We start from the raw sequence: 13,361 nt of genomic DNA on the forward strand, positions 1-13,361 counted from the left end.
GCGGCGCCGTGCCCGTTACTTGCGCAGCTCGACGACGAAGTCGTAGTAATCGTTGCGGCAGTAGGTATCGGTGAGCTCGATCGCGCGCTGGTCCGCCGTGTAGCCGATGCGCGTGATCAGCAGCAGCGCGTCGTGCGGCGCGATGCCCATCTGTTGCGCGATCTCGTCGGTCGCATTGACTGCGCGGAAATGCTGCAGCGCGCGCACGATCGGCGTGCCGCGCGCTTCGAGATAGCTGTACAGCGAACCGCCGATCGCCTGCGGATCGGGGATCAGCGTGGCGGGGAACGTCGAGTTCTCGACGGCCATCACGATGCCGTCGGCGAGGCGCAGGCGCTTCAGCCGCGTAACCGATGCGGCCGGCGACAGGCCGAGCTGAATCACTTCGTCGCGATTCGCCGGCTGGATTTCGCGCTCGAGCCATTGCGAGCTCGGCTTGAAGCCACGGCGCTCGAGCATCTCGCTGAAGCTGGAGAGCCGCGACAGCGGATCCTCGTAACGCGGCTGGATGAAGTTGCCGGCGCCCTGCGTGCGGCGGATCAGGCCCTGCTCGACGAGTAGCGCGATCGCCTTGCGCGCGGTGATGCGCGACACGCCGAGCGCTTCGGACAGCACGCGCTCGGACGGTAGCGCCTCGCCGGCCGCCCAGCGATTGTCGTGGATTGCGTCGCCGAGCTTGCGGGCGAGCTGCAGATAGAGCGGCGTGTCGTTATCGGGGTCGGGGCGCAGGTCCTGCCAGCGGTCGTCCGTGGGTGACTTCATGGAATGGGTATCGATCAGGTTGCCGGCCATTCTAAGTCATCATGCGGCGCCGTTATAGCCGGTTTTTGCCGTGTAATACGCGAACGCCGCACCGATTGACTACACTGATGCGTCGTATTCGATGCTTCGGCCGCGGTGGCGGCCACGAATCCGCAGCGAGGAACGCATGACAGACACGATCGCCACGGTCGTCCTGCCGGACGGCGAGACGATTCCGAAGCTCGGGCTGGGCACCTGGGAAATGGGCGAGCGGCCCGCGCGCCGCGCCGACGAGATCGCCGCATTGCGCGAGGGTATCGCGCTGGGGATGACGCTGGTCGACACCGCCGAGATGTACGGCGACGGCGCGACCGAGGAACTCGTCGGCGAGGCGCTGGCCGGCCTGCGCGACGACGTGTTCCTCGTCAGCAAGGTGTACCCGCATCATGCGAGCCGGCGCGGCGTCGTCGCCGCGTGCGAGGCGAGCCTCGAGCGTTTGCATACCGATCATCTCGACCTGTACCTGCTGCACTGGCGCGGTTCGGTGCCGCTCGAGGAGACGGTCGAGGGGTTCGAGGCGTTGCGGCGCGCGGGCAAGATCCGGCACTGGGGCGTCAGCAACTTCGATACGGCCGACATGGCCGAGCTCGTCGACGAGGCGGGCGGCGGCGCGTGCGCGACCAACCAGATCCTCTACAACATCGCGCGGCGCGGTCCGGAATTCGACCTGCTGCCGTGGCTCGCCGACCACCGGATACCCGCAATGGCCTACAGTCCGGTCGATCACGGGCGGCTGCCGAAGCGCTCGCCGCTCGACGAGATCGCGCGGCAGCGCGGCGTGTCGGTGACGCGTGTTGCGCTTGCCTGGGTGCTCGCGCAACCGGGTGCGTTCGCGATTCCGAAGGCGTCGCGGATCGAGCACGTGCGCGACAATCGTGCGGCGCTCGATCTCGTGTTGAGCGATGACGAGCGCGCGCAGATCGACGGTTATTTCCGTCCGCCGCGCAGCAAGCGCGCGCTCGAAATGCTCTGACGGCACTGCTCAGGCGATGCGTCGGTCAGTGGCCATGGCCACCGGCCGATCCGCCGCTGCCGCCGTTGCCGCCATTGCCATTGCCGTTGCCGTTGCCGACACCGTTGGCGCCGCCGTTGCCGGCGCCACCATTGCCGTTGCCATTACCGTTGCCGCCGCCGTTGCCGTGACCACCGGTTCCATGACCGCCGGCGCCGCTGCCATTGCCGCCGTTACCCTGGCCACCGTTGCCGCCGGCGCTACCGCCGCCATTGCCGGCACCGCCGCTGCCATTGCCATTGCCGTTCCCGTTGCCGTGACCGCCACTGCCGCCACTGCCACCGCTGCCGCTGCCGTGACCGCCACCAGTGCCGCCACCGCTGCCGCCGCCGCTGCCGCCACCGTTGCCGCCGCCGCCGCTGCCGCTGCCGCTGCCGCCACCGTGACCGCCGCCATTGCCGCCACCGCTGCCGCCACCGTTGCCGCCACCGTTGCCGCCGCCGCTGCCGCTGCCGCCGCCGCTGCCGCCGCCGCTGCCGCCACCGTGACCGCCGCCATTGCCGCCGCCGTTGCCGCCGCCGTTGCCGCCGCCGCCGCCGCCGCTGCCGCTGCCGCTGCCGCCGCCGCTGCCGCTGCCGCCACCGTGACCGCCGCCGTTGCCGCCGCCGTGACCTCCACCGTTGCCGCCACCGTTGCCGCCACCGTTGCCGCCGCCATTGCCGCCACCGTGACCGCCGCCGTTACCTACGCCATTTCCACCACCATTGCCGGCACCACCACTGCCGTTGCCATTGCCATTGCCGCCACCGTTGCCATGACCACCGCCGTCGTGACCACCATGACCACCCGAACTGCCGCCACCCGAACCGCCGCCACCCGAACCGCCGCCACCCGAAGTGCCGCCACCAGAAGTGCCGCCGCCCGAAGTACCGCCACCCGAAGTGCCGCCGCCCGAAGTACCGCCACCCGAAGTGCCGCCACCCGAAGTGCCGCCACCCGAAGTGCCGCCGCCCGAAGTGCCGCCACCCGAAGTGCCGCCACCAGAAGTGCCGCCACCCGAAGTACCGCCACCCGAAGTGCCGCCACCAGAAGTGCCGCCACCAGAAGTGCCGCCACCAGAAGTACCACCGCCAGAAGTACCACCGCCAGAAGTACCGCCACCCGAAGTACCGCCACCCGAAGTGCCACCACCCGAAGTGCCACCACCCGAAGTGCCACCACCCGAAGTCCCATTACCGTTACCTCCGTTGCCGGATGCATTGCCGCCACGGCCCGTGCCGTTCATACCGCCGGATGTTGATCCCGCGGATCCACCGACACCTGCGGGACCGACAGCGCCGTTCCCGCCGCTTCCGGCATTGCCGCCATTGCCGCTATTGCCCGGACTGCCACCGCCAGTGGTATTGCCGGCACCGCTGCCTGCCGCGCCACGGCCGGCATAGACGTGTACCGCGCATGCAGCCGGATTGGCAGCGCAGGACGCCGCGTTCTCGACCAGCATCATGACGGGGTCCGCGCCGGCAATCGCGTCGGGCGAGGCGCCAGGCGTCGCGTCCTGCGCACTGGCGTACGAGCAGCAGCATGCAAACGCGGCTGCGGCCAGCAGGGTCGTGTGAAAGCACCGGCCCGCCGTGCGGGACAATTGTTTCGTTATACTCATCATTCATCTCCCCGATTGGCGCGATGCCTCGTCACGCGCGACCATCAACATGTGATGCAGGGGACCAGCAACGATGCAATGTCGTTTCGGCGGCCGATGCGTGTCGGACCGGCGTCGGAGGCCAGCCGCGAACACGGATCGGCACGCGGGCCCGCCGTGCGAATCCCTAACTGCGAGATTCGTGCCACCGGCCGGCTATGCCCGTGGCGCAAGGCGTGCACATATCGCCGACAGCGCGTGAAACGCTGTGGCGAGCATTTTGTTTCCGGAATGAAACGTCTGACCAGATCAGCGCGCCGTTGTATCGGCAGCGCGCGGCCAGCGATGGCACAGGATCGACGCGATCCAGCCGACGAGGAACAGCGCGACGATGCCATAGCCGATCGCGCCGAAGTGCTCGCCGAGCGTATCGAGCGCATCGCGTACGGGGCCCGTCAGCGACAGTTTGTCGGCGAGCAGGCCGGCGGCCTCGATCCCGCCGACGGCCAGCGCAACGACCGCCGACAGCAGCGTGATGCTCGCGTTATAGAGCAGCTTGCGCTGCGGGTCGTCCATCGCCCAACCGTACGCGTGAATCATCAGCACATTGTCGGTCGAGTCGATCAGCGTCATGCCCGCCGCGAACAGCGCGGGAAACAGCATGACCGTATAGAGCGGCAGCGCGTGGCTTGCCTGCGCGGCCGCGATTGCGAGCAGCGCGATTTCTGTTGCAGTATCGAAACCGAGGCCGAACAGCACGCCGACCGGATACATGTGCCAGCTTTTCGACACGAACCGGAACAGCGGGCGCAGCAGCCGCGACACGAGGCCGCCCGCCCGATGCGTGTGCGCGCCGCGGTGAGCATGGTCCGGCGCGCCGCGATAGCGCCGCCACACGCCGCGCAGGATCACCAGGTTCATGCATGCGAGCACGAGCAGGAAAGTCGCGGACACCGCCGTGCCGATCGTGCCGCCGATCTCGCGGAATGCGTCGAAACGGTCGCGCAGCGCGAACGCGGTCAGCGCGATACCGAGTGTCGCGGCAATCACGATCGTCGAGTGGCCGAGCGAAAAGAACAGGCCGACGGACACCGGACGCTGGCCGTCCTGCATCAGCTTGCGCGTCGCGACGTCGATCGCGGCGATGTGATCGGCGTCGACTGCGTGACGCAGCCCGAGCCCGTACGCGATCGCCGCGGTGCCGAGCAGCAGTGGATGGTCGCGCAGCACCGCGAGCGCCCCCAGCCAGACGGCGATGTTGGCGGCGATCAGGCCCGCATACAGCGTCAGCAGGCGGCGCAGGGCAGGGGTGGGCGGCATGGGAAAGGTTCCGTCGGACGAATCGCGATCCATTGTGACATGTGAAAAAAACACCTGGCGTGCCGATCGAAAACGTCGGCCGCGGCCCGCATCGGCGCATGCGACGGATGAAAAAAAGCCCGTCCGGAACCGGACGGGCCTGCGGCTTGTGGTCGGGCGCACGCGCCCGGCGCTTACTTCACTTTCGCGTTGATCACGCCTTCCGACACGTTCGCCGGCGTTTCAGCGTACTGCTTGAACTCCATCGTGTACGTCGCACGGCCTTGCGTTGCCGAGCGCAGCGACGTCGAATAGCCGAACATCTCGGCCAGCGGCACTTCGGCGCGCACGAGCTTGCCGCCGCCGCCCGCGATGTCCTCCATCCCCTGCACGATGCCGCGCCGGCTCGACAGGTCGCCCATCACGTTGCCCATGAAATCCTCGGGCGTCTCGACCTCGACGGCCATCATCGGCTCGAGCAGCACGGGTTTCGCGCGGCGCATCGCTTCCTTGAACGCCATCGAGCCGGCCATCCGGAACGCGTTTTCGTTCGAGTCGACGTCGTGGTACGAGCCGAACGTCAGGTGCACCTTCACGTCGACGACGGGGTAGCCGGCGAGCACGCCGCTCTTCAGCGTTTCGGTGATGCCCTTGTCGACGGCCGGGATGAACTCGCGCGGAATCACGCCGCCCTTGATTTCATCGAGGAACTCGTAGCCCTTGCCCGGGTTCGGCTCGAGCGTGATCACCGCATGCCCGTACTGGCCGCGCCCGCCCGACTGCTTGACGAACTTGCCTTCGACGTCGGACGCCGTAGTGCGCACCGTTTCGCGATAGGCGACCTGCGGCTTGCCGACCGTGGCCTCGACGCCGAACTCGCGCTTCATCCGGTCGACCAGGATTTCGAGGTGCAGCTCGCCCATCCCCGAGATGATGGTCTGGCCGCTTTCCTCGTCGGTCTGCACGCGGAACGACGGATCCTCCTGCGCGAGACGGTTCAGCGCGAGGCCCATCTTCTCCTGGTCGGCCTTCGTCTTCGGCTCGACGGCCTGCGAGATCACCGGCTCCGGGAATTCCATCTTCTCGAGGATGATCGGCTTGGCCGGATCGCACAGCGTGTCGCCCGTCGTCGCTTCCTTCAGGCCGACCGCCGCCGCGATGTCGCCCGCGCGCACTTCCTTGATTTCCTTGCGCTCGTTCGCGTGCATCTGCAGGATCCGGCCGAGCCGCTCCTTCTTGTCCTTCGTCGCGTTCAGCACCGTGTCGCCCGAATTGACGACGCCCGAATACACGCGGAAGAAGATCAGCTGGCCGACGAACGGGTCCGTCATGATCTTGAACGCGAGCGACGAGAACGGCTCGTCGTCGCTCGGGTGGCGTTCCGCCGGTTTTTCCGGATCGGCGAAGTCGTGGCCGAGGATGGCCGGCACGTCGACCGGCGACGGCAGATAGTCGATCACCGCGTCGAGCATCGCCTGCACACCCTTGTTCTTGAACGCGCTGCCGCACAGCATCGGCACGATCTCGTTCGCGATCGTGCGCTGGCGCAGCGCGCCCTTGATCTCGTCCTCGGTCAGCGACTCATGGTCGTGCAGATACTTCTCGAGCAATTCCTCGCTGGCTTCCGCGGCGGCCTCGACCATCTTCCCGCGCCATTCGTGCGCGAGCTCGGCGAGATTCGCCGGGATCTCCTCGTAGGAGAACTTCACGCCCTGGCTTTCGTCGTCCCAGACGATCGCCTTCATCTTGACGAGATCGACGACGCCCTGGAAATGATCTTCCGCGCCGATCGGAATCTGGATCGGCACCGCGACGCCCTTCAGGCGCTCGCCGATCTGGCGCTGCACACGGAAGAAATCCGCGCCGACGCGGTCCATCTTGTTGACGAACGCGATGCGCGGCACCTTGTACTTGTTCGCCTGGCGCCACACGGTTTCGGACTGCGGCTGCACGCCGCCGACCGAGTCGTAGACCATGCACGCACCGTCGAGCACACGCATCGAGCGTTCGACCTCGATCGTGAAGTCGACGTGCCCGGGGGTGTCGATGATGTTGATCCGGTGTTCCGGATAGTTGCCGGCCATGCCCTTCCAGAAGGCCGTGGTCGCGGCCGACGTGATCGTGATGCCGCGCTCCTGCTCCTGCTCCATCCAGTCCATCGTGGCCGCGCCGTCGTGCACTTCGCCGATCTTGTGGCTCACGCCGGTGTAAAACAGGATGCGCTCGGTCGTCGTGGTCTTGCCGGCATCGATGTGAGCGCTGATCCCGATGTTGCGATAGCGCTCGATGGGGGTTTTGCGGGGCACGTGAACCTCCTGGTGGTTCGGATCGTAAGCGGGCCGGCTGGGCCGGTCCGGATTGGAACAAGCGAGATTTAAAGGATAGCGCTTGTCCGTGGCTTTTGCAGATGCGGCCAGCGTCGGCCGAATCAAGGCGGGTGCCGGCGGCACGCGAAAAAAAGCCGGCGCGCAACGGGCGGCCGGCGTCGGTCGATGCGCGGCGCCGCCGCGGCATTCGCCGTTACTGGGGCTTGGGCAGCCCGTCGAGCTTCATGCCCGGCTTGATGCCCTTCGCGGCGAACCAGCCCTTGCTCATTTCGAGCGCATAGACGCCGTTGTTGCGCGGGCAGTGATTGTCGGTCGTCTCGGCCCGCATCTCGTCGATGTCGGTGATCGTGCCGTCCGCGCGGATGAACGCGATCGACAGCGGGATCAGCGTGTTCTTCATCCAGAAGCAGTGCACGGCGTTCTCGTTGAACACGAACAGCATGCCTTCGTTCGGCGCGAGCTGCGACCGGTACATCAGCCCCTGTTCGCGGTCGGCGTCGTTCGCGGCGACGGCCGCGTCGATCACGTACATGCCGGCGCGCAGCTTCACGTGCGGGAACTCGCCCGGCTGCTTGGCGCCGGGCGGCATCTGCGCGTGGGCGGTGTGCACGCCGAGTGCGAGGACGGCGAGCGCGGCGGGAAACACGGCGGCGCGCGCAAGGCGGCCGAGCGACGAGCGCAGGGAGAATCGCACAGCAAGGCTCCTATCGGGAAAACGAGACCCGCATGGTACGCGAAGCGCGCCGGCGGGCACAAAAAAGAAAAAGGCAGATCGCCTCGCGGTGATCTGCCTTTCAACGCCGTAAGAACGGCAAGACTGCGTGTTCTTGACTGCGTTATTACAACCAGCTTGCTTAGTTCGAAGCAGCTGCCGGGGCTTCGGCTTCGCTAGCAGCCTTCTTCGCTGCGTGGTGCTTCTTGGCGTGATGCTTCTTGGCGTGGGCCTTCTTTGCCGGTGCCGAAGCAGCTGCCGGAGCAGCAGCCGAAGCAGCTTCCGGAGCCGAAGCTTGTGCGAAAGCAGCCGTTGCGAAGAGACCAGCGACCAGAGCGGCGATCAGTTTGTTCATGTTGTGTTCCTCAGCTTTAGTTAATTAACCAAATGACCCGGCATAGGAGTCATGTCGTCTAACGGTGCCATCCACCTTTCGGTTGACAGACGCTTCGAGAAATTTCTCATTGCGCTGCGGGCGCCGAATCGTATTCGAAGAAAACGTCGCTTTCGTGACGCAAACACGGAAATACCGGTTCGGCTGCCAATGCCGGATAGCTCAGGATGGCATCTGCGTGGTTTAACGCGCGATCTTCGCCGGCGGTTGACGAAAAAGATGACGAAAAAATCGAAAGTTGCCGGCGCACTCATGCGTCCCGTGCGAAACCGTCCCACGGAGCCCGCGGCGGCAGCGCGATTGTTTCGCCCGGTGCAATGCCGAGCGCGAATATGTCGAGCGCGCCAATGCCGACGCGCACGAGACGCAACGTCGGGAAGCCGAGCGCGGCCGTCATCCGGCGCACCTGCCGATTCTTGCCTTCGGTGATCGCCAGTTCGATCCACGTGGTCGGAATCGCGGCGCGGTAGCGGATCGGCGGGTTGCGCGGCCACAGCGCATCGGGCGGCTCGATGAATTCCGCGCGGCACGGGCGCGTCACGTAGTCGCCGAGATCGACGCCGCGCGCGAGCGCCTTCAGGTCGGCCGGGCCCGGCGCGCCGTCGACCTGCGCCCAGTAGCGCTTGACGAGCTTGTGGCGCGGCTCCGCGATGCGCGCCTGCAGCGCGCCGTCGTCGGTGAGCAGCAGCAGGCCCTCGCTGTCCGCGTCCAGCCGGCCGGCCGGATAGACGCCGGGCGTTTTTACCCAGTCGCCGAGCGACGGCCGCGTCTCGTGCGCGGAAAACTGGCAAATCGTGCCGAACGGCTTGTTGAGGGCGATCAAGGTCATGGCGGGGCGCCCGCCCGGCGTGCCGCGGGGAGGCGGGCCGGCGGTCTATGGCAAATGGCGGAATCTTAATGCATAATACGGAACGGCAAGTCATCTGTCTTATATAAGACATAAGGGAAGACTTGATACGCAGCGTCGCGCTTCGTGCCGCCGGCCCCGATTCGGGCGCTAGAATAGCGGCTCGCTGTTGCCGTCACGAAGGTGGCAAGGCCACCTCGCCGCGCGCGCAGTTTCGACCAGCACCACCTGCTCAGCCACGTCACGGGAGTCGATCATGCCGTATCAGCACATCAAGGTTCCGGAGGGCGGTGACAAGATCACCGTCAACAAGGACTACTCGCTCAACGTTTCCGATCAACCGATCATTCCCTATATCGAAGGCGACGGTACGGGCTTCGATATCACGCCGGTCATGATCAAGGTCGTCGACGCGGCGGTCGCCTATGCGTACAAGGGCAAGCGCAAGATCCACTGGATGGAGATCTTCGCGGGCGAGAAGGCGACGAAGGTGTACGGTCCGGACGTGTGGCTGCCGGACGAAACGCTGCAGGTGCTGAAGGAATACGTGGTGTCGATCAAGGGGCCGCTCACGACCCCGGTCGGCGGCGGCATCCGTTCGCTGAACGTCGCGCTGCGCCAGGAGCTCGACCTGTACGTGTGCCTGCGCCCGGTCCAGTATTTCAAGGGCGTGCCCTCGCCGGTGCGCGAGCCGCAAAAGATCGACATGGTGATCTTCCGCGAGAACTCGGAAGACATCTACGCAGGCATCGAGTGGGCCGCGGGCTCCGAGCAGGCGAAGAAGGTGATCAAGTTCCTGCAGGACGAGATGGGCGTGAAGAAGATCCGCTTCCCGGAAACCTCGGGGATCGGCGTCAAGCCCGTGTCGACCGAAGGCACCGAGCGCCTCGTGCGAAAGGCGATCCAGTACGCGATCGACAACGATCGCAAGTCGGTCACGCTGGTGCACAAGGGCAACATCATGAAGTTCACGGAAGGCCTGTTCCGTGACGCCGGCTACGCGCTCGCCCAGAAGGAATTCGGCGGCGAGCTGATCGACGGCGGCCCGTGGATGCGGGTGAAGAACCCGAAGACGGGCAACGAGATCGTCATCAAGGATTCGATCGCCGACGCGTTCCTGCAGCAGATCCTGCTGCGTCCGGCCGAATACGACGTGATCGCGACGCTGAACCTGAACGGCGACTACATCTCCGACGCACTGGCCGCGCAGGTCGGTGGCATCGGGATCGCGCCGGGCGCGAACCTGTCGGATTCGGTCGCGATGTTCGAGGCGACGCACGGCACGGCGCCGAAGTACGCGGGCAAGGATTACGTGAACCCCGGTTCCGAGATCCTGTCGGCGGAAATGATGCTGCGCCACCTCGGCTGGACGGAAGCGGCCGACACGATCATCGCCGCGATGGAAAAGTCGATCCTGCAGAAGCGCGTCACGTACGACTTCGCGCGCCTGATGGAAGGCGCGACGCAGGTGTCGTGCTCCGGCTTCGGCGAAGTGCTGATCGAGAACATGTAAGCCCCTTCCGGGGTGGGCCGGCGGATCGCCGGCCGCCCCGGCTCCTACTGCCGGCGCCGGGGCGTTTCGTGAATGGCAGGTTTGTTGGCAGGGCGGTCCGGCGTGCGGGCCGCGGCGCCGCGCTGCGGCCCGCATGCCCTGCAAGGTAGAACATGACGGCCCTCGCAACACCACCGCCCGGCTAGCCGGCGCGCCCCTTTCGCGACCCACCCGGTCGCTCCCCGCCGGTTATCGCCGGCGCTTCTCAGTCCAACATTCACGTAGCAACGCTTTGACCACCATGTCCACTTCGCCCAAGATCATCTACACCCTCACCGACGAAGCGCCCGCGCTCGCGACCTATTCGCTGCTGCCGATCGTCAAGGCCTTCACGCGCTCGTCCGGCGTCGCCGTCGAAACGCGCGACATCTCGCTCGCCGGCCGCATCATCGCGGCATTCGCCGACGTCCTGCCGCCGGAGCAGAAGGGTTCCGACGATCTGGCCGAACTGGGCCAGCTCACGCTGAAGCCGGAAGCGAACATCATCAAGCTGCCGAACATCAGCGCATCGGTGCCGCAGCTCAAGGCCGCGATCGCCGAACTGCAGGCGCAGGGCTACAAGCTGCCGGCGTATCCGGAAGACCCGTCGACCGACGAAGAAAAGGCGGTCAAGGCCCGCTACGACAAGATCAAGGGCAGCGCGGTGAACCCGGTGCTGCGCGAAGGCAACTCGGATCGCCGCGCGCCGCTGTCGGTGAAGAACTACGCACGCAAGCACCCGCACAAGATGGGCGCATGGAAGGCCACGTCGAAGGCGCACGTCGCGCACATGAGCGAAGGCGACTTCTACGGCAGCGAAAAGTCGGCGCTGATTGCCGCGGCCGGCAGCGTGAAGATCGAACTCACGACGAGCGACGGCGTGAAGAAGGTGCTGAAGGAAAAGACGGCCGTGAAGGCCGATGAAATCATCGACGCATCGGTGATGAGCCGCAACGCGCTGCGCAGCTTCATCGAAGCGCAGATCGCCGACGCGAAGGCGCAGGACGTGCTGTTCTCGGTGCACCTGAAGGCGACCATGATGAAGGTCTCGGACCCGATCCTGTTCGGTCACTTCGTGTCGGTGTTCTACAGCGACGCGCTCACCAAGCACGCGGACGTGCTGGCGAAACTCGGCTTCAACCCGAACAACGGGATCGGCGACCTGTACGCGCGCCTGAAGGATCTGCCGGCCGACACGCGCGAAGTGATCGAAGCCGACGTCAAGGCCGAATACGCGGTGCGCCCGCGTCTCGCGATGGTCAACTCCGACAAGGGCATCACGAACCTGCACGTGCCGAGCGACGTGATCGTCGACGCATCGATGCCGGCGATGATCCGCGACTCGGGCGGCATGTGGGGCCCGGACGGCGAACTGTCCGACGCGAAGGCCGTGATTCCGGACCGCTGCTACGCGGGCGTCTACCAGGCCGTGATCGAAGATTGCAAGCAGCACGGCGCATTCGACCCGGTCACGATGGGCAGCGTGCCGAACGTCGGCTTGATGGCGCAGGCGGCCGAGGAATACGGTTCGCACGACAAGACGTTCCTGATCCCGGCCGATGGCGTCGTGCGCGTCACGGACGAAGCCGGCAACGTGCTGCTCGAGCACGCGGTCGAGTCGGGCGACATCTGGCGCATGTGCCAGACGAAGGACGCACCGGTGCAGGACTGGGTCAAGCTCGCGGTGAACCGTGCCCGCGCGACCGGCGCGCCGGCCGTGTTCTGGCTCGACCCGGCCCGTGCGCACGACGCGCAGATCATCGCGAAGGTCGAACGCTACCTGAAGGATCACGACACGAACGGCCTCGACATCCGCATCATGACGCCGGTCGACGCGACGCGTTTCTCGCTCGAGCGCATCCGCGCGGGCAAGGACACGATCTCGGTCACGGGCAACGTGCTGCGCGACTACCTGACCGACCTGTTCCCGATCATGGAACTCGGCACGAGCGCGAAGATGCTGTCGATCGTGCCGCTGATGGCCGGCGGCGGGATGTTCGAAACGGGCGCGGGCGGCTCGGCACCGAAGCACGTGCAGCAGTTCGTCGAGGAAGGCTTCCTGCGCTGGGATTCGCTGGGCGAATTCCTCGCGCTGGCCGCGTCGCTCGAACACCTCGGCCACGCTTACCAGAACCCGAAGGCGCTCGTGCTCGCGAAGACGCTCGACCAGGCGACCGGCAAGTTCCTGGACGAGAACAAGTCGCCTGCACGCAAGGTCGGCGGCCTCGACAACCGCGGCAGCCACTTCTACCTGTGCCTGTACTGGGCGCAGGCGCTGGCCGAGCAGACTGACGATGCCGCGCTGAAGGCGCAGTTCGAAGGCGTCGCGAAGTCGCTGGCCGACAGCGAAGCTCGCATCCTGGAAGAACTGTCGGCCGCGCAGGGCACCGCGCAGGCGATCGGCGGCTACTACCGTCCGAACGTCGAGCTGACGAGCCACGCGATGCGCCCGAGCGCAACGCTGAACGCCATCGTCGACGCAGTCGCCTGACGCCGGCCGCGCCCACACGCGCGCGACGGCAACGGCGGCGGGCTTCACGGCTCGCCGCGTCGCCGACAATAAAAACGCCCCGGTCGCCCGGGGCGTTTTTCGTTGCAGGCGTGCCATTCAGACGTGCACGATTTCCCATTCGCTGATTTCGGGCGGCACTTCGAGCGTGGCCGTATCGAGTTCGGTCGGTTGCTCGCAGTCGCCGCGGGAGATGTGGTCGGCGGCGACTTCCGGGCACGAGAACGCGCCGAGCAGAGCGTTGCCGAACGTCGCTTCCCAGCCGCCGTTACCCGGCAGGATGTAGAACGACCCGAGCGCTGAACCAAAGCGAAATCCCTTCATTTCCGTTCTCCCTTTCTGATTGCAAG

11 protein-coding genes are annotated in these 13,361 nt (G+C 66.3%); 4 read left to right on the plus strand and 7 right to left on the minus strand.

What is annotated here, in order from left to right:
• Nucleotides 1–15: 15 nt before the first annotated feature.
• Nucleotides 16–762, minus strand: a complete 747-nt coding sequence (locus tag SB786_RS23575) for a GntR family transcriptional regulator (RefSeq protein ID WP_034177022.1) — start codon at nucleotides 760–762, stop codon at nucleotides 16–18.
• Between the two features lie 166 nt (nucleotides 763–928).
• On the opposite strand from SB786_RS23575, the gene SB786_RS23580 reads away from it, so the two are divergent.
• Both SB786_RS23580 and SB786_RS23585 read left to right on the plus strand, forming a co-directional pair.
• Nucleotides 929–1,774: an aldo/keto reductase gene (locus tag SB786_RS23580; RefSeq protein WP_410729598.1), complete on the plus strand. Its 846-nt coding sequence runs from the start codon at nucleotides 929–931 to the stop codon at nucleotides 1,772–1,774.
• Between the two features lie 34 nt (nucleotides 1,775–1,808).
• A complete protein-coding gene (locus SB786_RS23585) occupies nucleotides 1,809–3,053 on the plus strand; it encodes a hypothetical protein (RefSeq protein WP_410729599.1) in 1,245 nt (414 codons plus the stop codon).
• A 648-nt stretch (nucleotides 3,054–3,701) separates the two neighbouring features.
• Here the strand turns inward: SB786_RS23585 and SB786_RS23590 are convergent.
• The 5 genes from SB786_RS23590 to SB786_RS23610 form a co-directional block, all read right to left on the minus strand.
• Entirely contained in the window at nucleotides 3,702–4,712 is a 1,011-nt protein-coding gene (locus tag SB786_RS23590; RefSeq protein ID WP_410729600.1) for a HoxN/HupN/NixA family nickel/cobalt transporter, read from the minus strand.
• 173 nt (nucleotides 4,713–4,885) lie between these two features.
• The gene (fusA, locus tag SB786_RS23595) at nucleotides 4,886–6,997 is read right to left on the minus strand and encodes an elongation factor G (protein WP_410729601.1); all 2,112 of its coding nucleotides are present in this window, start codon (nucleotides 6,995–6,997) and stop codon (nucleotides 4,886–4,888) included.
• A 214-nt stretch (nucleotides 6,998–7,211) separates the two neighbouring features.
• Nucleotides 7,212–7,712, minus strand: coding sequence for a DUF192 domain-containing protein (locus tag SB786_RS23600; RefSeq protein ID WP_410729602.1), 501 nt, complete (start codon nucleotides 7,710–7,712; stop codon nucleotides 7,212–7,214).
• A gap of 160 nt (nucleotides 7,713–7,872) precedes the next feature.
• On the minus strand, nucleotides 7,873–8,085 hold the full coding sequence (locus tag SB786_RS23605; protein WP_081472895.1) for a hypothetical protein: 213 nt from the start codon (nucleotides 8,083–8,085) through the stop codon (nucleotides 7,873–7,875).
• Between the two features lie 289 nt (nucleotides 8,086–8,374).
• A complete protein-coding gene (locus SB786_RS23610; protein WP_410729603.1) occupies nucleotides 8,375–8,953 on the minus strand; it encodes a pseudouridine synthase in 579 nt (192 codons plus the stop codon).
• Nucleotides 8,954–9,227: 274 nt separating this feature from the next.
• Here SB786_RS23610 and icd point away from each other — a divergent pair, with 274 nt between their 5' ends.
• Nucleotides 9,228–10,484 carry an NADP-dependent isocitrate dehydrogenase gene (gene icd / locus SB786_RS23615; RefSeq protein WP_410729604.1) on the plus strand — a complete coding sequence of 419 codons (1,257 nt, stop codon included), beginning with the start codon at nucleotides 9,228–9,230 and terminating at the stop codon, nucleotides 10,482–10,484.
• Between the two features lie 280 nt (nucleotides 10,485–10,764).
• A complete protein-coding gene (locus SB786_RS23620; RefSeq protein ID WP_410729605.1) occupies nucleotides 10,765–12,993 on the plus strand; it encodes an NADP-dependent isocitrate dehydrogenase in 2,229 nt (742 codons plus the stop codon).
• A 117-nt stretch (nucleotides 12,994–13,110) separates the two neighbouring features.
• On the opposite strand, the gene SB786_RS23625 is transcribed toward SB786_RS23620, so the two are convergent.
• Nucleotides 13,111–13,335 carry a hypothetical protein gene (locus SB786_RS23625; protein ID WP_011657722.1) on the minus strand — a complete coding sequence of 75 codons (225 nt, stop codon included), beginning with the start codon at nucleotides 13,333–13,335 and terminating at the stop codon, nucleotides 13,111–13,113.
• Between the last annotated feature and the right edge of the window lie 26 nt (nucleotides 13,336–13,361).

This window comes from Burkholderia sp. SIMBA_062, assembly GCF_046534765.1.
Taxonomy (GTDB): domain Bacteria; phylum Pseudomonadota; class Gammaproteobacteria; order Burkholderiales; family Burkholderiaceae; genus Burkholderia; species Burkholderia ambifaria.